Annotated in this window: 12 protein-coding genes; 6 read left to right on the forward strand and 6 right to left on the reverse strand. The window is 65.3% G+C overall.

Annotated elements, in window-relative coordinates:
- Both L6Q96_17975 and L6Q96_17980 read left to right on the forward strand, forming a co-directional pair.
- Positions 1-224: hypothetical protein (locus L6Q96_17975; protein MCK6556444.1), on the forward strand; the 224-nt coding region annotated here is incomplete at its 5' end.
- 364 nt (positions 225-588) lie between these two features.
- The gene (locus L6Q96_17980; GenBank protein MCK6556445.1) at positions 589-2,061 is read left to right on the forward strand and encodes a hypothetical protein; all 1,473 of its coding nucleotides are present in this window, start codon (positions 589-591) and stop codon (positions 2,059-2,061) included.
- A gap of 20 nt (positions 2,062-2,081) precedes the next feature.
- On the opposite strand, the gene L6Q96_17985 is transcribed toward L6Q96_17980, so the two are convergent.
- A complete protein-coding gene (locus L6Q96_17985; GenBank protein ID MCK6556446.1) occupies positions 2,082-3,671 on the reverse strand; it encodes a sulfatase in 1,590 nt (529 codons plus the stop codon).
- Positions 3,672-3,849: 178 nt separating this feature from the next.
- Complete coding sequence (locus L6Q96_17990) at positions 3,850-4,842, reverse strand: hypothetical protein (protein MCK6556447.1); 993 nt, start codon at positions 4,840-4,842, stop codon at positions 3,850-3,852.
- Positions 4,843-5,264: 422 nt separating this feature from the next.
- Between L6Q96_17990 and L6Q96_17995 the strand changes: the two genes are divergently transcribed.
- Complete coding sequence (locus tag L6Q96_17995; protein MCK6556448.1) at positions 5,265-6,275, forward strand: flippase-like domain-containing protein; 1,011 nt, start codon at positions 5,265-5,267, stop codon at positions 6,273-6,275.
- Positions 6,276-7,355: 1,080 nt separating this feature from the next.
- Here the strand turns inward: L6Q96_17995 and L6Q96_18000 are convergent.
- Positions 7,356-8,264, reverse strand: coding sequence for a VOC family protein (locus L6Q96_18000; GenBank protein MCK6556449.1), 909 nt, complete (start codon positions 8,262-8,264; stop codon positions 7,356-7,358).
- A gap of 219 nt (positions 8,265-8,483) precedes the next feature.
- On the opposite strand from L6Q96_18000, the gene pgi reads away from it, so the two are divergent.
- The 3 genes from pgi (at position 8,484) to L6Q96_18015 (ending at position 15,014) form a co-directional block, all read left to right on the forward strand.
- Entirely contained in the window at positions 8,484-10,136 is a 1,653-nt protein-coding gene (gene pgi / locus L6Q96_18005) for a glucose-6-phosphate isomerase (protein ID MCK6556450.1), read from the forward strand.
- 72 nt (positions 10,137-10,208) lie between these two features.
- Positions 10,209-12,269, forward strand: a complete 2,061-nt coding sequence (gene tkt, locus L6Q96_18010; GenBank protein MCK6556451.1) for a transketolase — start codon at positions 10,209-10,211, stop codon at positions 12,267-12,269.
- Between the two features lie 153 nt (positions 12,270-12,422).
- The gene (locus L6Q96_18015; GenBank protein MCK6556452.1) at positions 12,423-15,014 is read left to right on the forward strand and encodes a plasma-membrane proton-efflux P-type ATPase; all 2,592 of its coding nucleotides are present in this window, start codon (positions 12,423-12,425) and stop codon (positions 15,012-15,014) included.
- 128 nt (positions 15,015-15,142) lie between these two features.
- Here the strand turns inward: L6Q96_18015 and L6Q96_18020 are convergent, their stop codons facing one another.
- From L6Q96_18020 to L6Q96_18030, 3 genes are read right to left on the reverse strand one after another with little or no spacing between them, the layout of a single operon-like run.
- Entirely contained in the window at positions 15,143-15,799 is a 657-nt protein-coding gene (locus L6Q96_18020) for a PqiC family protein (protein MCK6556453.1), read from the reverse strand.
- 5 nt (positions 15,800-15,804) lie between these two features.
- On the reverse strand, positions 15,805-16,788 hold the full coding sequence (locus L6Q96_18025) for an MlaD family protein (protein ID MCK6556454.1): 984 nt from the start codon (positions 16,786-16,788) through the stop codon (positions 15,805-15,807).
- Complete coding sequence (locus tag L6Q96_18030; protein MCK6556455.1) at positions 16,778-17,572, reverse strand: ATP-binding cassette domain-containing protein; 795 nt, start codon at positions 17,570-17,572, stop codon at positions 16,778-16,780. The genes L6Q96_18025 and L6Q96_18030 overlap by 11 nt, the downstream gene beginning before the upstream one ends.
- Positions 17,573-17,575: the final 3 nt, after the last annotated feature.

Below are 17,575 nucleotides of genomic sequence, written 5' to 3' on the forward strand. Positions count from 1 at the left end.
GTCCCGCAGAGCCCACCACCAGTGGCGCATCGCCCGCTGAGCGCGTCGAACGCGCCGTGCGCGACGCTGCTCACCCCCTCAGCCTCCCCGAACTGCGCGCGGCCTGTCGGATGCGCACCGCAACCCTGTGTGACACCCTCACCGAACTCATCGCCGCCGGTCGCCTGCGCAAGACCGCCGACGGCTATGAACTGACCGACGTTTCCCGTTTCCCAGCTCTATAGAGATGCGGGGAAACGGAAACGGGAAACGCCAGCGCTTCCGTGATGATCCCCTCCTGCCTGAGCAGGAGGGGCTGAGCCTTCAGCCCCATAACCGCTCCGCAGCACCGGCGGCTGAGCGGGTCAAGGGCGGCGACCATCGGGAGCCGAGCGCAGCGATCCCTTGACGCGCTCAGACGTCCGGTGCTACCGCCCGCGCATGCGTGTGACCCTCAAAGATCGTGGAGGCCACGCCATCAAATTGCGCGGACGTGCTCACGGTGCCAAAGCCCCGCTTTAGCGATCCCTCTTCCAGGATGCCTGTGGGGACGGGCGGATTGGATTTTGCGCCTGTGGCGAGAGAGATGGGATGATGGATGAGAGGCAGGTGAAGATCCGGCGGCCGCGTGGGTGGCTCGCTCCGGTCCTTGCTCTGGCGCTGTTTGCGGTCGGGGTTGTGGCGGTCGGGCGCATGGTGCGCCCGGAGCAACACCGGGTCACGCTGATGGCGGGAGACCCAGCGACCCAGCGCGCGCTGTTCGGCCATATGCTGAAGGCCACTTTGGGCAAGCGTGGCATCGACATAAGAATCGTGAAACCGACACCGGTAGAAGTCGCACTGGGCGAGCTGGATGCCGGTACCATCGACCTCGCTTTGGCCCCGAGCGCATTGAGCTTCGATGGCTTCCCCAACTTGCGCGAAGTCACGCCGCTCTACTTCGAGGCGCTGCAACTGGTCGTGCGCCCGGAGCTGGCGCTTGCCGCAACGGAGGACCTCGGCGCGCTGCGCGGCCATACGGTCGACATCGGTCCCGCGGAATCCGGCGCGGCGAAACTCGCCCACGCGGTACTGCGCTTCGCCCAGGTCGCGGATGGTCCTGACGGCGTCGTTATTCACCACCTCCAACCGGTGGAAGCGAAAGCACTGGTCGAGGGGGGCGACCGAGCGGCACTTCCAGACGCTTTCTTTGTGCTCTCGCTCGTGCCCTCGCCGCCGGTTCTGCGCCTGGTGAGGGATGTCGGCTACCGGCTCGTGCCGCTGGCGTTTGCCGACGCCTTTCGCCTCCAGGGTATCCTGCTCGGGGGCGATGACGCGGGTACGCATGCGGTGGAGCGCTCCGACGTGTACGAGACCTATGTTCCACCGTTCGTTTACGAAACCACACCGCCGGTACCGGCCGAGGAGCTGCCGACGCTCGGCACCCGCTTGCTGTTGCTGACTAACGATCGAGTCCCGGCGCCAACGGTCACTGCAATCCTTGAAGCGATCTTCACTTCGGCGTTCGCCCGACTCAGCCATCCACCACTCGACGACAGCGTGCTGGCCCATCCGACCAGGCTTACCCTCCACCCGGGCACGGAGGCCTACCTGGCCCGCAACCGGCCGTTCGTCACGGACGAGCGGGTGGATGTGCTGAGCAACACGGTTAGCATTATCGGTGCGCTGGGGGGCAGTGCCCTCTTCCTCTGGCAGTGGCGTCGGAGACTGGCACAGCGGGCGCGCGACGAGCTGTTCGGAACCTACCTGCGCCGGCTTGCCGATGTCTCACGGCGCGTTGCCGACGTGGAACTCGCCGCGGACCTCGAGTTGGAGCCGCTTGCCGCTGCGCAGCGGCAACTCTTGGAGCTCAAAGCCGAGGTCCTCGACGGGGTCGTTGCCGGCACCCTGAGCGAAACCGAAGCCCTGCCGGCACTGGTGATGCCAATCAATGCCGCCGTCGAACACGTCGCCGGCCTTATCCTGCACGTTCGCGAGAACGTAGAAGAGAAAGCGCAGGAACAGGGCCGCAGCGTGGAGGCTTTGTGGGCAGAGGCTCTGGAAGGCGGTGAAGGTACGAAAACACCGCCTCCGGCTGGCTGAGTATCTCCGCTAACGCATGCTTACTGCTTCCATCCGCGGGGATTCGCGAAGAAGTCGCGCTCCCAGTGCTCGATCGTCGCACGGATGCGCGACGCGTTCTCCGGGTGGCGAGCGATAACGTTGTAGGACTCGTTGCTGTCGGCGCGGACGTCGAACAAGAGCGGGTCGTGCGTAATCAAATGCGCAGTCTGGCCGGTCTGGGGGTCGGTGTACGTGTAGCGGTGCGCCGATCTCCCCGCGACGGTATTGACCTTGTCGAGCGGCACCGGCCACGTATACAGGTTTACCCACCGGTAGTACTTCCATGGGCCGCTGCGGGCTCCGTCGATGACGTTCGCGTTGAAGAAGAATAACGCCTCGTGTGGGCTTGCGGTTTCGCGCCCGCTGAGCAGGCCCCAGATGTCCCGGCCATCGATGATCCGGTCCCGCGGCAAGTCCAGGCCGGCAAGTCGGAGAATGGTCGGGAAGAGATCGATGTTCATCGCCGGAGCGCCGGTCACCGCACCGGTGGGTATCTGCCCCGGCCAGTGGGCAATCGCCGGGACACGCTGTCCGCCTTCCATCGGCTGCCCCTTGCGGCCGCGCAGCATGCCGGGGTTACCCAGGTGCCATGGGCCGTTGTCGCTCGTGAAGAAGACGAACGTTTCCTCCAACAGACCGCGACTGGCGAGCGCGCGCATGACCTCGCCGACGCTCGCGTCGAGTTCTTCGACCGAGTCGCCATACGGGCCGGCAGCCGACTTGCCCTCGAACTCCACCGCGGGCACCAGCGGCGTGTGGACGTTCTTGTGCGCCAGGTAGAGGAAGAACGGCCGGGTCTTGTTGGTCTCGATGAACTCGATTGCGTCGCGCGTCAGCGCCGCCGTCACACCCCCCTGGCGCAGTCCGAGGTCTTCCTCGACCACGCTGTAGTTCTTCCAGTACTGGTACGGGAAATTGTCGTTCGAGTACGGCACTCCCGCGTAGAAGTCGAAGCCGTGCTTCGAAGGGTGGTATTCGGGAAAGACGCGAAAGTCGCCGAGGTGCCATTTGCCGACAAGCGCCGTCGCGTAACCGGCGAGCCGTAACGCTTCGGCGATGGTTATCTCCGACAGTGGTAGGCCGGGTGTTGCCGATTCGGCGGTCTGTACCATGTCCGATGTGCCGAGATCGGCCGCCCACTCTCCCACCAGGCGGTTTGCCCTCTTTATCAAAGAGTCGTCGCCGGGCTGGATCGGGAAATTGATGCCGCTGCGCAGCGGGTAGCGGCCGGTCAACATCCCCGCGCGCGACGGCGAGCAGTTCGAATGACTGGCGTAGAAGTCGGTAAAGCGCATCCCGCCCTGCGCCAGTCGATCGATGTTGGGTGTTCGCAGGACCGTGTTCCCGTACGCACCTAGATCTCCGTAGCCGAGATCGTCGGCCATGATCACAACGACATTGGGCAGGCGCGACGGCGCCGTTCCCGTCGGCTTGACGACATCGCTCACGGGTTGGGCGTCCTTGGCCGGATCCTTGTAGACAGACGTGTCGAGCACCGCGGCGCCTTCGCGCACCCGCGGGCCGCTTCGGGTCCAGAGGAAGACCGCGGTAACCAGGACGATGACGACCACCACGATCCACTTCTTCATGGGCAACTCCCGCAGCTCGCTCGCTGCCTCGTAGCACAGTTGCGCCGCGCGCGGCTATCCACGCCGGACGTGGAGGTGCCGGCGGCTCGGTCTGATGGCCTGCCGGGGACCCGGAAACGGCGACGCCGACCCGGAGGGGTCGGCGTCGTTTCGGAGCGATGCAGCGCGCGCTGCGCCGTCAGGACCGGCGGCGGCCAAGAAGCCATCCGCCACCGGCGGCCATGAAAGAACCCAGCACTGCCATGGCCGCCAGAGACATCGATGGTACCGGCGCCGCCACCGCCGGCGGCAGCGGTTCGCCGAATACGGCCAAACCGAAGGTCCCCCCTCCGGACGAGAAGTCGATTATTACCGCGCCGGTCGCGATGTCGAACCGGTATATCTGACCGTTGTTGATATTTGCGCTCCAGAAAGACGTGCCGTCGGGATCGATGTTCATCGCAAACCAGGCGTCCTCGCCTGCCGCGTCGTAGGTGTTGACCACGTTTCCGCTACTGTCCAGCCTGTAGATCAGGGGCGCGCAAGCGACCAGTGCCCCTCCCGGGATCAATCGCAGCGCATAGCACGGTCGCTGCAAACCCGTGGCAAAGTCCGCCATCTGAGTGTCGGTGCAGACGTTGTAGCGCAGCACCTTACTCCCTTCCGACGTGTAGTACATCGTGCAACCGTCGCCCGCGAGTTGGATCCAGTCGCTGCCACGATCCTCGGTGGCGACGTCGAAGGCATCGAGCAGATTTCCCGCGGCGTCGAACTTGCGGATATCGCGTCCGCCGTCGGCCTGACCGACATAGAACTCGCCGGCGGAGTTGAAGGAGATCGATTCGGGCGCGGCGTTGAAGCCGGACACGAACCGTGCCTCCAGCAACGTTCCGTTAATGTCGAATCTACTTACCGAATTGTCCGAGAAGTTCGTGGCCAGCAGGTTGCTGGCGCTGTCGAAAGCCATACCGGTCGTGAAGCCCCCGACCGTGGTGGTCAGGGTGCCGAGGAGATTGCCGGCGGAATCGTAGCGTTTGACGATACCCGACTGTGCCGCGAACACGTCGCCGGTTTGAAACTGCGCCACCGCCGGCGTGGCCACCAGCCCGGCGACCGACACGGCTGCCACCAGCAGGCGTGTCTCGAACCAACCCCCCCGACCGTCCACTGCCCCAGCAGCTATCTTCCTCATCTTTCCCTCCCGGTTGCAAGCTGAACGCAAGACGGTCAGTTATATGCCAAAACCGGATGACAAGGTCAAACCGTCCAGCTGTCTTATTTCTTGACGGTCGCCCGCCCGTAACGATCGAACGCCGGGGCGCAGCCGCCCCGGCGCATCGCGTACCCCCTTCGCAATCGTCGAAGATGAAAACAGATCGAACTGCCTGATAACTAGCGCCCCTCGACTTCTACTGTCAAGAAATTTTTGGCGTGGGCCGGCAACATTGGCCGGCGCCGACGGGTGTACCTCGGCACGCAAGCTCTCGACCTGCGCCGGCGGGCCTGGGCCCCCCGGCTCTCTCCCTCCCGTTGCCGCGCAGTTCCCGGCGGGTCAGAATGAGGCAGTCCGCAAAATACTGGCCGGCGACCGGACGCAGACCGAAGGAGTCGAGTATGGACCGAACGCAGTGGCGCACGCTGGTTATCGGCGTGCTGGTGGCGGGGCTGTTCCTCTTTCTGGCCTTTCGTAATGTTCCGCTCGCCGATCTTGCGGCGGCCTTCGGGCGCTTCGACGCCAGGTGGTTGATTCCGGGATTCGCCCTCAGTCTGCTGCTGATGGTCTTCCGCGCCTGGCGATGGCAGCTCGAACTGCTGCCGCTGACCCGCATCGGGCTCGGACTCCTCTGGGTCGTGTGCAGCGTCGCCTATATGGCGATCAACGTGCTGCCGGTGCGACTCGGCGAGGTCGTCCGGCCCTGGTTGCTGTCGCGGCGGTCACGGGTGTCGTTCTCGAACGTAGTAGGCACCCTGGTCGTCGAGAAGACAATGGATTCGATATGTATCGTCTTTTACATCTTGCTCGGCTTGTTGACTGCGACCGCGCTGCCGGCGTGGGTGCGGCGGGGCGCGCTGTTTCCGGCCGCGGCGGCCTTCCTGCTGGCGGCGACGGTCGTGCTGGTGTGGTGGAAGGGAGAGCCGCTCGTGCGGCGCGCGATCGCACGGTTCTTGCCGGAGCGGTTCGAGCAAGGGCTCATGCGAATCACCCGAGCGATTATCGACGGCATGCGGGTGTTGCCGAACCCGCGGCTACTGGCGGCCGTTTTCTCGGTTTCCCTGGCTTTGTGGTGCCTGCCGATCCTGTCGAGCTACATCATGTTGATCGCCTTCGGCTTCGATGTGCCGTTCAATGCCGCGCTGATAGTCTTCATTTTCATTGGCTTCGGGACGGCATTGCCCAACGCGCCGGGAATGATCGGTACCTATCAATACGCCTGCATTCTCGCCCTGGAGTTGTTCGGCGTCGACAAGGCGGATGCACTGGCTTACGGCCTGGTGCTGAACGCCCTGCAGTTGCTGTCGATCGTCGCCCAGGGAATCGTCGCGCTGCCGCTTGCCGGTGTGACCGTCGGCGACTTCAGCCGCGCCCGCCGCGAAGCCGCGGCGGGCGAGAGGGTGGCCTCCTAATGCTGCCTGGGGCTGGAGACGAGCGTGCGGTGATCCCTGCGCGCTTGCCGCTTTCGACCGTCCGCTACCGCCGCACATGCGGCGGGCGGATAGGACGTGGGGGACGCACCGGTCGGAAAGGACGGCTCGGGCGATCTCTGACGCACGCGCAGGACACCTCCGAAAAGCGGTAGCCGCTACGACACTCGACGCTTCGGGTGCAGCCTTCTGCCGACTGCATCGTGCACCGCCCCTGCACGCACGCGGCACGCTGGTTCATGCAGGGATCGGCGAAGCACCGTACGCCCGGAAGGCCGCAGGCGGGCTCGCTCTCGAATCGGCTCAGCGCACGGCAATCGCACCCGGTGCAATAGTCCGAGAACAACGCGCAATCGGAGTCCTTACGGCACAGCTCGCCATCGTCGTCCGCGACGCAGGCGCAACGCTCCGTAGACCAGCGAAAACGAGGCTTGCAGAGAGCGCGCGCAGTACAAGGTCCGGTCCCGGGGTCGCAGTACTGTTGCGTGCACGCACCGCCGGGCGGGGTACAGATGCCGCAGCTCTCGTTACAGCAGACGTCGCCGTTCTGGCACGTGGTGTCGCCGCACGGGGTCACTCCGGGCGGGCAGATCAGCCGACAGGGACGCAGTTGACACGGCTCGCCGGGCTCGCAGGGCGGCGGGCAGTCGACGACGCAACCGGCGCTCAGGGCGGCGGTCGCCGCACGGCTGCCCTCGATCTCGCCCGCATCGTTCGGTCCACAGCCCGTTGCCACAAAGCCCAGGAGCAACAGCGGCAAGGCACAGCACCTCGCTACCGGATGTCTGCTCTTTCGTTGCACCATCATCAAGACCTCAGTCCTAGTTCTAGGAGCCCCCCCACATCCGCTGACGGAGGCGTCCGGCGATTCCCGACAATCGGGCTATAGGCCGCGCTGTCATCGACAATCAAGCATTTTCGGAATCGATGTTGCGCCATGTGACCGGGGTAATCGAAGGGCCGCCGGCGTCGAGTTGCCAACACCGAACCGCCTCTATAGCCTGCGCGTCGGCTGACGCTCGCTAAGGTGCTGTTCGAGAAGTCCTGGTTGTACCTCAAGCTCTAGGGACGGGTCGGAGTCTCCTCCGGTGCACCCCCGGGGTTCAGGGCACGCTCTCGACCGCCCGGCAGTTTGGCGAGCAGCAGGGTTGGCGTGCGGTCCCAGCGCACGTTTGCGACTCGCGTGCCCGGAAACAGGCCCGGGCGGGCATCGCCGACCGGTACGCCCCCGTCCCGGGCCCGTGCCGCCGCACCGTCGCAGTCGGCAACACCGTAAGCGATTCCCCAAAACTGCTGCGGGCGACGTGGGCCGCTGCCGTCGGTGCGCATGATGAGCTCGAGCACGACGTCGCCGAGCCCGAGACCCACGTTGCGCGTGCCGCGCTCGGGAAAGTCCCGGCGCCACGCCACGTGGAGGCCGAGCGCCTCCGTCCACAGCCGCTCTGCGCTCTCGATGTCCCGGGTGAAAAGAACGACGTGATCGATCCGTTCGCACGCGGTTCCGTTGCCGCTGGTGTCGGGTGCGAGCGGCAACGTCTCCGGCGTGGTCGTGTGCCGAATGATCAGCAGTCGCAGACCGCCGGCCGTGTCGCGGTCGACGAGAGCACTGCTCCAGGTTCGCCCGCGGCCCCCGGCGTCGTCTGCTCCGTGTCCGTCCATCGGGTCGGTAACAACGAGCCCTTTCCCGCGCAGGTTCGCGATCGCTCTATCGAGATCGGGCGTCCGCAACGCCAGGGCGAGCGGTCGTTCCTTGCGTCCGGACAGAGCCTGACCGACAAAGCCGGCCGTACCGGGTTGTGCGTCTGCCAGGAGTTCCAGGTACGCGTTGTCCAGCCGAAAGAGCGTGTTGCGCGTGCCGAGGTCCGGATGTCTGCCGTGCCACGACGGCGCCCGGCCGAGCAGGGCACCGTACGCGGCCGTGGCGGTGTCCAGGTCGGCAACGGCGATGACCACATGATCGAGGGTAAACATGGGTCGACAGGGTACAACGGCAGCGCATGACAGGGAAAAGGTCGCATAGAAGGCGGTGCGGCGGGGGATCTGTCCCAAGGCTACATTGTCGGTTTTCCGCCTCGGATAATCGAGGTAAGTTGCGCGCGTGCGTCGTGCCGGCGGGGCCCGTCCTCCCTCGATCGGATGGGGCTCGTGCGGCTTGACGCGCATTACGCTGGCGATGAGGAGGCGGTCGTTATGAGTCCAAACGCAGCACCGTTGAGGAAGCGCTCGGCCTGGGCCGCGCTGGAAGAGCACAAGCGGGCCATGGCCGGTCGACACTTGCGCCAACTGTTCGCCGACGATCCCGGGCGTGGGGAGCGTCTCACCGCCGAGTCCGTCGGGGTCTTCCTCGACTACTCCAAGAACCGCATTTCCGACGAGACTCTCGGTTTACTCCTGCAACTGGCCGACGAGTCGGGCTTGCGCGCTCGAATCGATGCGATGTTCCGCGGCGACAAGATCAACATTACCGAGCGGCGCGCGGTCCTCCACGTGGCGCTGCGGGCGCCGCTGGGGACGGCGATCGTGGTCGACGGCAGGAACGTCGTGCCCGACGTCCATGCCGTGCTCGAAAAGATGGCGGACTTTTGCAACCGGGTGCGCAGCGGGGCTTGGAAAGGACATACCGGTAAACGCATCCGCAATATCGTCAACATCGGCATCGGCGGTTCCGATCTCGGCCCGGTGATGGCCTACGAGGCCCTGCGCCATTACAGCGACCGCGGCCTGACCTGCCGCTTCGTCTCCAATGTCGACGGTACCGACTTCGCCGAGGCCACCCGCGATCTCGACGCAACCGAGACGCTCTTCGTCGTGTCGTCGAAAACCTTCACGACCCTCGAAACCATGACCAACGCTCACAGCGCTCGCGATTGGTCACTCGCCGGTCTGGGCGGCGACCCGAAGTCCGTTGCCAGGCATTTCGTCGCCGTTTCGACCAACGGCGCAAAGGTCGCCGAGTTCGGCATCGACACCGCCAACATGTTCGAGTTCTGGGACTGGGTCGGCGGGCGTTACTCGATGGATTCCGCCATCGGCCTGTCGACCATGCTCGCCATCGGTCCCGAACACTTCCGGGCCATGCTCGATGGCTTCCACCAGATGGACGAGCACTTCCGCTCGACCCCGTTCGACCGCAACCTGCCGGTGCTCATGGGCCTCCTGGCGGTTTGGTACAACGACTTCTTCGGTGCGCAGACCGTTGCCGTGCTGCCCTACGAGCAGTACCTCAAGCGCTTCCCTGCCTATCTCCAGCAACTCACGATGGAGAGCAACGGCAAGCACGTTACACTGCAAGGGACGGAGGTCGACTACGACACCGGACCCATATACTGGGGCGAGCCGGGCACCAACGGCCAGCACTCCTTCTACCAGCTCATTCATCAGGGCACGCGCCTGATTCCCGCCGACTTCATCGTCTTTGCGCAGCCGCTGAACCCGCTTGGCCGGCATCATGACATGCTGGTGGCAAACGTCTTCGCTCAGGCCGAAGCCCTGGCGTTCGGGAAGACCCCCGCAGAGGTGAAGGCCGAGGGCACGCCGGACTGGCTGGTACCCCACCGCGTGTTCGCCGGTAACCGGCCGTCCAACGTGATCGTGATGGACCGACTGACTCCCGCCGCGCTCGGGAAACTCGTGGCGCTCTACGAGCACAGCGTGTTTACGCAGGGAGTCGTCTGGGACATCGATTCGTTCGATCAGTGGGGGGTCGAGCTGGGCAAAGTCCTCGCCCAGCGCATCATCCCCGAGCTGGAGAGCCAGGCGGACCCGTCGCTTGCGCATGACAGCTCGACCAATGGACTCATCCGCCGCTACCGGACACTGAAGAAGGCTGCGGTCTCGGCGTAACCGAGACCGTATCGAGGCCCGGGCCGGGAGCTTCCCGGCAGCCCGATCGGATCGCGAGGTGGAGGAAGTCCGATGACGAACGAAGAACTCGATCTACTGTCGATCAACACGATCCGCACACTGTCGATGGACGCGGTGCAACAGGCCAGATCCGGACATCCGGGTACACCGATGGCGCTTGCGCCGCTCGTGTACACGATTTGGAACCGGGTCCTGCGCTTCGATCCGCAGAACCCGATCTGGCCCAATCGCGACCGCTTCGTTCTGTCGAACGGCCACGCCTCGATGCTGCTGTGGTCCGTCCTCTATCTCGCCGGGGTGCAGGCGGTTAACGCGGATTACGAGACCGTGGGCAAACCTTCGGTAACGCTGGACGATATTCGGCGGTTCCGTCAGCTCGACAGCAAGGCGCCCGGGCATCCCGAGTACCATTGGGTCTCCGGCGTAGAGACCACGACCGGCCCGCTTGGACAGGGTATCGCCACCAGCGTCGGCATGGCGATAGCCCAGAAGTGGTTGGCCGCGCGCTACAACCAGCCCGGCTTCGAGATTTTCGACTACTGCATTTACGCCGTGTGCGGCGACGGCTGCCTGATGGAGGGCGTTGGCGCCGAGGCGGCCTCGTTGGCGGGGCATCTCTGCCTCGACAATCTCTGCTGGGTCTACGACAACAACCACATCACCATCGAAGGGCGCACCAGCATCACGTTTACCGAAGACGTGGCCGCGCGTTTCCTCGGGTATGGGTGGAACGTTCTGCGCGTCGGCGATGCCAACGACGTCGACCGCATCCAGCACGCGCTGGAGGTCTTCAGACAGACGCGCGGGCGGCCGACCATCGTCGTTCTCGACAGCCACATCGGCTACGGCGCACCGCACAAGCAGGACACTTCAGCCGCGCACGGCGAGCCGCTAGGCGACGACGAGGTCCGGCTTACCAAGCGCGGTTATGGCTGGCCCGAGGACGCAAAGTTCATGGTGCCCGACGGTGTGCAGGGGCACTTCCGGGCCGGGATCGGTGCGCGCGGTGCCGAACTGCGTTCGGCATGGACAGCGTTGTTCGGGGCATACCGGACCCGGTTTCCCGAGCTGGCGACCGAAATCGAACAGATGCAGCGCCGCGATCTGCCCGCGGGGTGGGATCGCAACTTGCCGGTGTTTCCCGCCGATCCGAAGGGAATGGCCGGACGGGATGCCTCGGGGAAGGTGCTCAACGTTCTGGCTCAGAACGTCCCGTGGCTGCTCGGCGGATCGGCGGACCTCGGACCGTCGAATAAGACGTTGCTGACTTTCTCGGGCGCGGGCGATTTCCAGCCCGATAGCCGCGGTGGCCGGAATCTGCACTTCGGCATCCGCGAGCACGCGATGGCGGCGATCGTAAACGGCCTGTCGTTGTCCAAGCTGCGGGCCTTCGGGGCGACGTTCTTTATCTTCAGCGATTACGCGCGTCCGGCGATTCGGCTCTCGGCACTCATGGAGTTGCCGGCGATCTTCGTCTTTACGCACGACGCCATGGGCGACGGCGAAGACGGGCCGACGCACCAGCCGGTGGAGCAACTGCTGTCGTTGCGGGCGATTCCGGGTTTGACGACGCTGCGGCCGGGCGACGCGAACGAGGTCGTCGAGGCGTACCGTTACGTCATGCAGTTGCGGCACCAACCCGCCGTGCTGGCGCTGTCGCGGCAGCCGTTGCCGACGCTGGACCGGACGAAGTACGCACCGGCGTCGGGCGTGGCGCGGGGTGCGTACGTGCTGGCGGACGCCGCGGGTGGCAGTCCGGAAGTTATCGTCGTTGCTACCGGCAGCGAACTCAGCCTCGCGGTCGAGGCGCACGAGCAACTCGTTGCGGAGGGGGTGCGGTCGCGGGTCGTGTCGATGCCGTCCTGGGAAATCTTCGATCACCAACCGCAGGCGTACCGCGACGAGGTGCTGCCACCGGCGGTCAAGGCCCGCGTCGCGGTGGAGCAGGGGTCGACACTCGGATGGGAGCGCTACGTCGGCGAATCCGGTGCCGTCATCGGCATGAACACCTTCGGCGCCTCGGCGCCATTAAAGGAGTTGCAGCGCAAGTTCGGCTTCGAGCCGGGGAACGTCGTGGCAGCCGCGAGGGCGCAGATCGCCCGCCGGCGGTAAGTTTTGGTCTCGTTCGTGCGCTTGCCGGCATGCGGGACCGCGGAACGGGCGATTGGGGCGCGTGCCTGCCCCTCGCTGCCGTTTCCGGAGGAACCAACAAGAACGACTGCCCACTAGTTCGCTGAAGGGAAGCGCTCGGGAAGGAGGCTGGGTATGGCGGCGAATACTGCGGAGGCGGGACTCGCAGATGCGGCATCGGTAGGCGGCGAGGAGCTCGAGAAGATCCCGGTCGAAGAGGTCCTGTCCCGTCTGGCGGTGCAACCCGACCGCGGCCTCGGCGGTGCGGAAGCCGAGCGGCGTCTGGCGCGTTACGGTCCCAACGCGATCGTCGAGAAGGAGCGGAGTCTCGTCGCCCGGATCCTCGGTTACTTCACCGGTCCGATCGCCTTCATGATCGAAGCTGCGGCCGTGGTCTCGGCGCTGATCGGGCACTGGGACGACTTTGCGATCATCGTCGCCTTACTCCTGTTCAATGCCGGGCTCGAGCTCTGGCAGGATCGCAAGGCGTCGAACGCCCTGGCTGCCCTCAAGAAGGGTCTGGCGCCGGAGGCTACCGCGTTGCGCGACGGTGCGTGGCGAGTCGTGCCGGCGGCGACACTGGTTCCCGGCGACATCGTTAAGATCCGTCTCGGCGTCATTGTGCCAGCAGACCTGCGCATGGTGCGGGGCGAGTACGCCGCTATCGATCAGGCGGCACTGACGGGCGAATCGTTGCCGGTGTCGAAAAAGCCCGGCGACGAGGCCTACTCGGGTAGCGTCGTGAAGCAGGGCGAAATGGAGGGCGTGGTCATCGGCACCGGCGCCAACACGTTCTTCGGCAGAACGGCGACGCTGGTGGCGGGCGCCGGTGCGGTGAGCCACGCGCAGAAGGCGATGTTTCAGATCGGCAACTTCCTCATCGTGGTCGCCCTCGTCCTCGCCATCGTTCTGGTGGGAACCAGGGTTTACCACGACATCGTAATCGCCGACGACTGGAGCGTTGCCGACGCGCTCCGCATTCTGCAATTTGTCCTCGTGCTGCTCGTCGCCTCGATCCCGGTGGCGATGCCGGCGGTCTTTTCGATCACCATGGCGCTCGGCGCGCTCGAGCTGTCGAAGCAAAAAGCTATCGTCTCGAAATTGTCGGCGATCGAGGAGATGGCGGGGGTCGACATTCTGTGTTCGGACAAGACCGGGACGCTCACCAAGAATCAGCTCTCGGTTGCCGAGCCGATCTTGTTCGGCACGGCTGATCCGCAGGAATGCGTTCTGGCCGCTGCGCTGGCGTCGAAAATCGAGGATCGCGATGCCATCGACACGGCGGTCATCGGCGCGTTGCGCGACCAGAGCGTCCTGGCCGGATGGAAGCAGACCGGGTTCGTGCCTTTCGATCCGGTGACCAAGCGCACCGCAGCGACCGTAACCGACCATGTCGGCGCGACCTTCATGGTGACCAAAGGAGCGCCACAGGTGATCGTCGAACTCGCCAGGCCGGCGGCCGACGTCGCGCAGAAGGCCAAAGATGCCGTCGACGCACTGGCGGCCAAGGGCTCGCGGGCGCTCGGCGTTGCCCGCTCGGCTGACGGCGGCGCCACGTGGTCGCTGCTGGGTATCCTGCCGATGTTCGATCCGCCGCGGGACGACTCCAGGGCGACGATCGAGATGGCGAAAGGGAAGGGCGTCCGTATCAAGATGATCACCGGCGACGATACGGCCATCGCGATCGAGACGGCCCGGCAACTGGGTATGGGAACGCGGATCGTGGCGGCTGCGGATGCCTTCCCGAAGGACCTCGACCCGAACAACGTGCCGCCGGCGGTGGTCGACGCGATCGAGAAGGCGGACGGGTTCGCCCGGGTGTTCCCGGAACACAAGTACGCCATCGTCAAGGCGCTGCAGGCGCGCGGTCATATCGTGGCGATGACGGGTGACGGCGTTAACGACGCGCCGGCGCTCAAGCAGGCCGACTGCGGCACCGCGGTGGCCGGCGCGACCGACGCCGCGCGCGGCGCCGCCGCATTGATACTCACCGCGCCCGGTCTCTCGGTGATCAACAGCGCCATCGACGAAGCGCGACGCATATTCGGCAGGATCACGAGCTACACGCTCTATCGCGTTGCCCTGACCACGGACATCATGTTCCTGGTCGTTCTCGCGACCGTGCTGCTCCAGTTCACGCCGCTCACGGCCATCATGATCGTTATCATGTCGCTGCTCGACGACTTGCCGATCATGACCATCGCCTACGACAACACTCCGGTGAGCCCGACGCCGATTCGCTGGCAGATGCCGCGAATTCTTGGCGTGTCGGCGATCCTCGGTCTGTTCTCGGTTGCCGAGTCGTTTGGCTTGCTGCTCATGGGCATCCGGACCCTGGCGTACCCTCACCTACAGGAATACTTCGGTCTGGCGACGCAAGCCCAGCTTCAGACGGTGATGTTCCTCCAACTCGTGGCGGGTGGTCATCTGTTGCTCTTCGTTACGCGAACGGAGCGCTGGTTCTTCCTGCCGCCGTATCCGGCGGCGCCGCTGTTTCTCGCGATCTTGCTGACTCAGACCGTGGCGGTCGCGATGTGCGCCCTTGGGTGGCTGGTGGAGCCGATTCCGTGGCGTCTCGTCGGCTGGGTGTGGGTGTACAACATCGTCTGGATGTTCGTGCTGGGCGCGGTGCGGATCGTTACCGAGCGCTTCGCCGTCTATCGCACGGTGCGCCACGTCAAGAGCACGGCGCTGGTGAACCGGTCGTTGCAGGCGCATCCGGCGTGAGAGGGCGCGGGCTACCTTGGGTACGCCCGCGGGCAGATCGCGCCCGCTGCGGGGCAGGAATCCGTGTTCTCGGACAGTCCGCCGGAGGATACTCGGCTTCCGCTCTCGTGTGCGGATGCGCGGTAGCCTTACCGTCGCGTCGCTGTGGCCGGGGTCGGGATCGGCGGCGGCAGCTGGCGTAGCGCCGTGGCGATTTCGCCGCTGAGCTCGCCGAGGAGCGTACTCATGACCGCGACGGCTGCCGGGGTGTCGTTCGGGGACACGGCCCCCGTAAGGGCGGTCTCCCGGAGCATGACGTAGCGGTTCTGGCGAGCGTCCTTGATCGCCCAGCGCGCCAGCAGTTGCGCCTGACCGGAGGTGTCCGTGTCGAAGTGATTGAAGCCGATTTCCACCTGATAGGTAACGTCAGCGTCGCGCGGCCAGGGGAAGAGGACGACCCTGGCCGTTCCGAGCAGGTTGGCCAGGTCTTGTTGGAGCACGGCGGCGACGTTGGTGGGAAGCTGCTCCGCCCAGAGATCGGTTTCGCCATAGCGGACTTCGGTCGGCGAGATGCGGATGGCGATCTCGTTGCGATCGAGGTAGGCCGGCAAGGTGACCGGACCGAGACCGTAGACGACGACGGGCCCGCGCGCGGTCGGAGCGCCGCCGGAATCCATCGGGGTGCCTTGCACTGCCGTCAGCGTAAAGAAGCGGTTGTGGGTCTCTACCGGCGCCAGAATGGAACAACCGGCGATCACCAGACCCAAGGCGAGAAACGTCGGATTGTGGCGCATAGCGTACCTCACCTCGTCTAGTCTTTCGATGCGCCGTCGGCGGCGCGCCCGCGCACCAGTGCGCTTGGATTACGTTCGAGGTAGTCGGCCAGCAGGCGCACCGAACGGGAGGCGTTGCGGAATTCCTCGAGAGTGGCGAGGAGTTCGACCACCAGCGGCGCGCTGGGGTCGACCATATGGTCGAGCCGCGCCAGGGTCTCTCGCGCCCGATCCAGCGTTGCCGTCGTGACATCGGCGGTGGCGCCGATGTTCTTGACGAGGGGGGCGACGCCGCGATCGATATTGGCCATGGTCTCGCGAGCGGTACGGAGCGCGTCGTTCACGTTGGTCACCGTCGCGGGCAGCGCGGCGATCGTTTGCTGCAGCCCCGGAGCTTGCAGCAGGGCGTTGACGCTGTCTGCCGCGCTCGTGGCCGACGCTACAAGCTTGTCGATTTCGAGGTCTTCGATCTTCCTGACCAGCTCCTCGGCGGCCGATTGTACCAGCTCCAGTTGGGTCGGGATCGTGGGAATCTCCTGCGGCGAGCCGTCGGGCGGCAACATGAAGGTGGCCGGTGCGTCGGGGTGGAAGTCGAGCTGCACGGCGAGCAGGCCGGTCACGAAACTCTGCGCAATCAATTGCGCGCGCAGGCCGAGATCGATCAGCTTCTTCATCGATTCGCGATCGAGTCCGGCGCGGGCACCCTCGGCGCTCAACTGATCGTTGTCGATCTCGATGATCACCGGGATACGAATCCCTTTCGCAATCAGTTCGGGAGTGAGGTTGGCGGTTTCGTTGCCGAGACGTATGCTGACATCCTGCACATCGCCGATCTTCACGCCCTTGAAGACGACCGGTGCGCCGACCGCGAGGCCGTTGACGTCGCCGGTGAAAAAACACACGAAGCTGGTGCTCTGTTTGAAGAACTTGCCGGAGCCGAAGACGATCAACCCGGCCACCGCGAGAGCGACCGCCCCGATGACGAAGACCCCGATCGCTACCGGGTTGGCTCTATTCCCCATGCGCTCCCTCCGGCTTGCCGTTGGCTGCGCCCCGCGTGAGGAAGCGGCGCACGTTGACGTTGGGCGAATGCAGCAATTCCTGCGGCGGACCAAGTCCTGTCATGGTACGGGTCTCCACGTCCAGATACGCGCAATTGGTCGCGATAGCGAAGATGCTCGGCAACTCGTGGGTGACGACAACGATGGTGGCGCCGAGGTTGTCGCGGAGCTCGAGAATGAGATCGTCGAGGAGCTTCGAGCTGACGGGGTCGAGGCCGGCAGAAGGCTCGTCGAAGAAGAGGATGTCCGGATCCAGCGCCATGGCCCGGGCAAGGCCGGCGCGCTTCTGCATGCCGCCGCTGATCTGCGACGGGTAGAAGTCCTCGAAACCCTTCAGGCCGACCAGCGCGAGCTTGAGCGCGGCAACCTCGCGAATCTGAGCCGGCGTCAGGTCGGTATACTCGCCGAGGGGCAGGCCGACGTTTTCCGCGAGGGTCATGGAACTCCACAGAGCGCCGCTCTGGTAGAGAACTCCGAAGCGGCGCAGCATTTCCTGGCGGCGGTCGGGCGAGGCGGCGGTGAAGTTCTCGCTGCCGTACCAGATCTCGCCCGCGGCTGGCTGGTTGAGTCCGATCAGATGGCGCAGCAAGGTGCTCTTGCCGCAGCCGCTGCCGCCCATGATGACGAAGACGTCGTTGCGCCTGACCGCAAAAGTCAGGTCACGCATGAGCACGAAGCTCCCATAAGCCATCGTCAGATCGCGCACGACGATATGCGCGTCGGATGCGGTGGGCGATTGGGGCATCGG

The sequence above is a fragment of the Candidatus Binatia bacterium genome (genome assembly GCA_023150935.1).
GTDB lineage: Bacteria > Desulfobacterota > Binatia > HRBIN30 > HRBIN30 > JAKLJW01.

What these genes read in the sequence shown, in the direction of transcription:
- L6Q96_17990 (MCK6556447.1), bottom strand. Translation starts at nt 4,842, where the DNA reads ATGAGGAAGATAGCTGCTGGGGCAGTGGACGGTCGGGGGGGTTGGTTC.
- L6Q96_18025 (MCK6556454.1), bottom strand. Translation starts at nt 16,788, where the DNA reads ATGGGGAATAGAGCCAACCCGGTAGCGATCGGGGTCTTCGTCATCGGG.
- L6Q96_18000 (MCK6556449.1), bottom strand. Translation starts at nt 8,264, where the DNA reads ATGTTTACCCTCGATCATGTGGTCATCGCCGTTGCCGACCTGGACACC.
- L6Q96_17995 (MCK6556448.1), top strand. Translation starts at nt 5,265, where the DNA reads ATGGACCGAACGCAGTGGCGCACGCTGGTTATCGGCGTGCTGGTGGCG.
- L6Q96_18015 (MCK6556452.1), top strand. Translation starts at nt 12,423, where the DNA reads ATGGCGGCGAATACTGCGGAGGCGGGACTCGCAGATGCGGCATCGGTA.
- L6Q96_18030 (MCK6556455.1), bottom strand. Translation starts at nt 17,572, where the DNA reads ATGCCCCAATCGCCCACCGCATCCGACGCGCATATCGTCGTGCGCGAT.
- pgi (MCK6556450.1), top strand. Translation starts at nt 8,484, where the DNA reads ATGAGTCCAAACGCAGCACCGTTGAGGAAGCGCTCGGCCTGGGCCGCG.
- L6Q96_17985 (MCK6556446.1), bottom strand. Translation starts at nt 3,671, where the DNA reads ATGAAGAAGTGGATCGTGGTGGTCGTCATCGTCCTGGTTACCGCGGTC.
- tkt (MCK6556451.1), top strand. Translation starts at nt 10,209, where the DNA reads ATGACGAACGAAGAACTCGATCTACTGTCGATCAACACGATCCGCACA.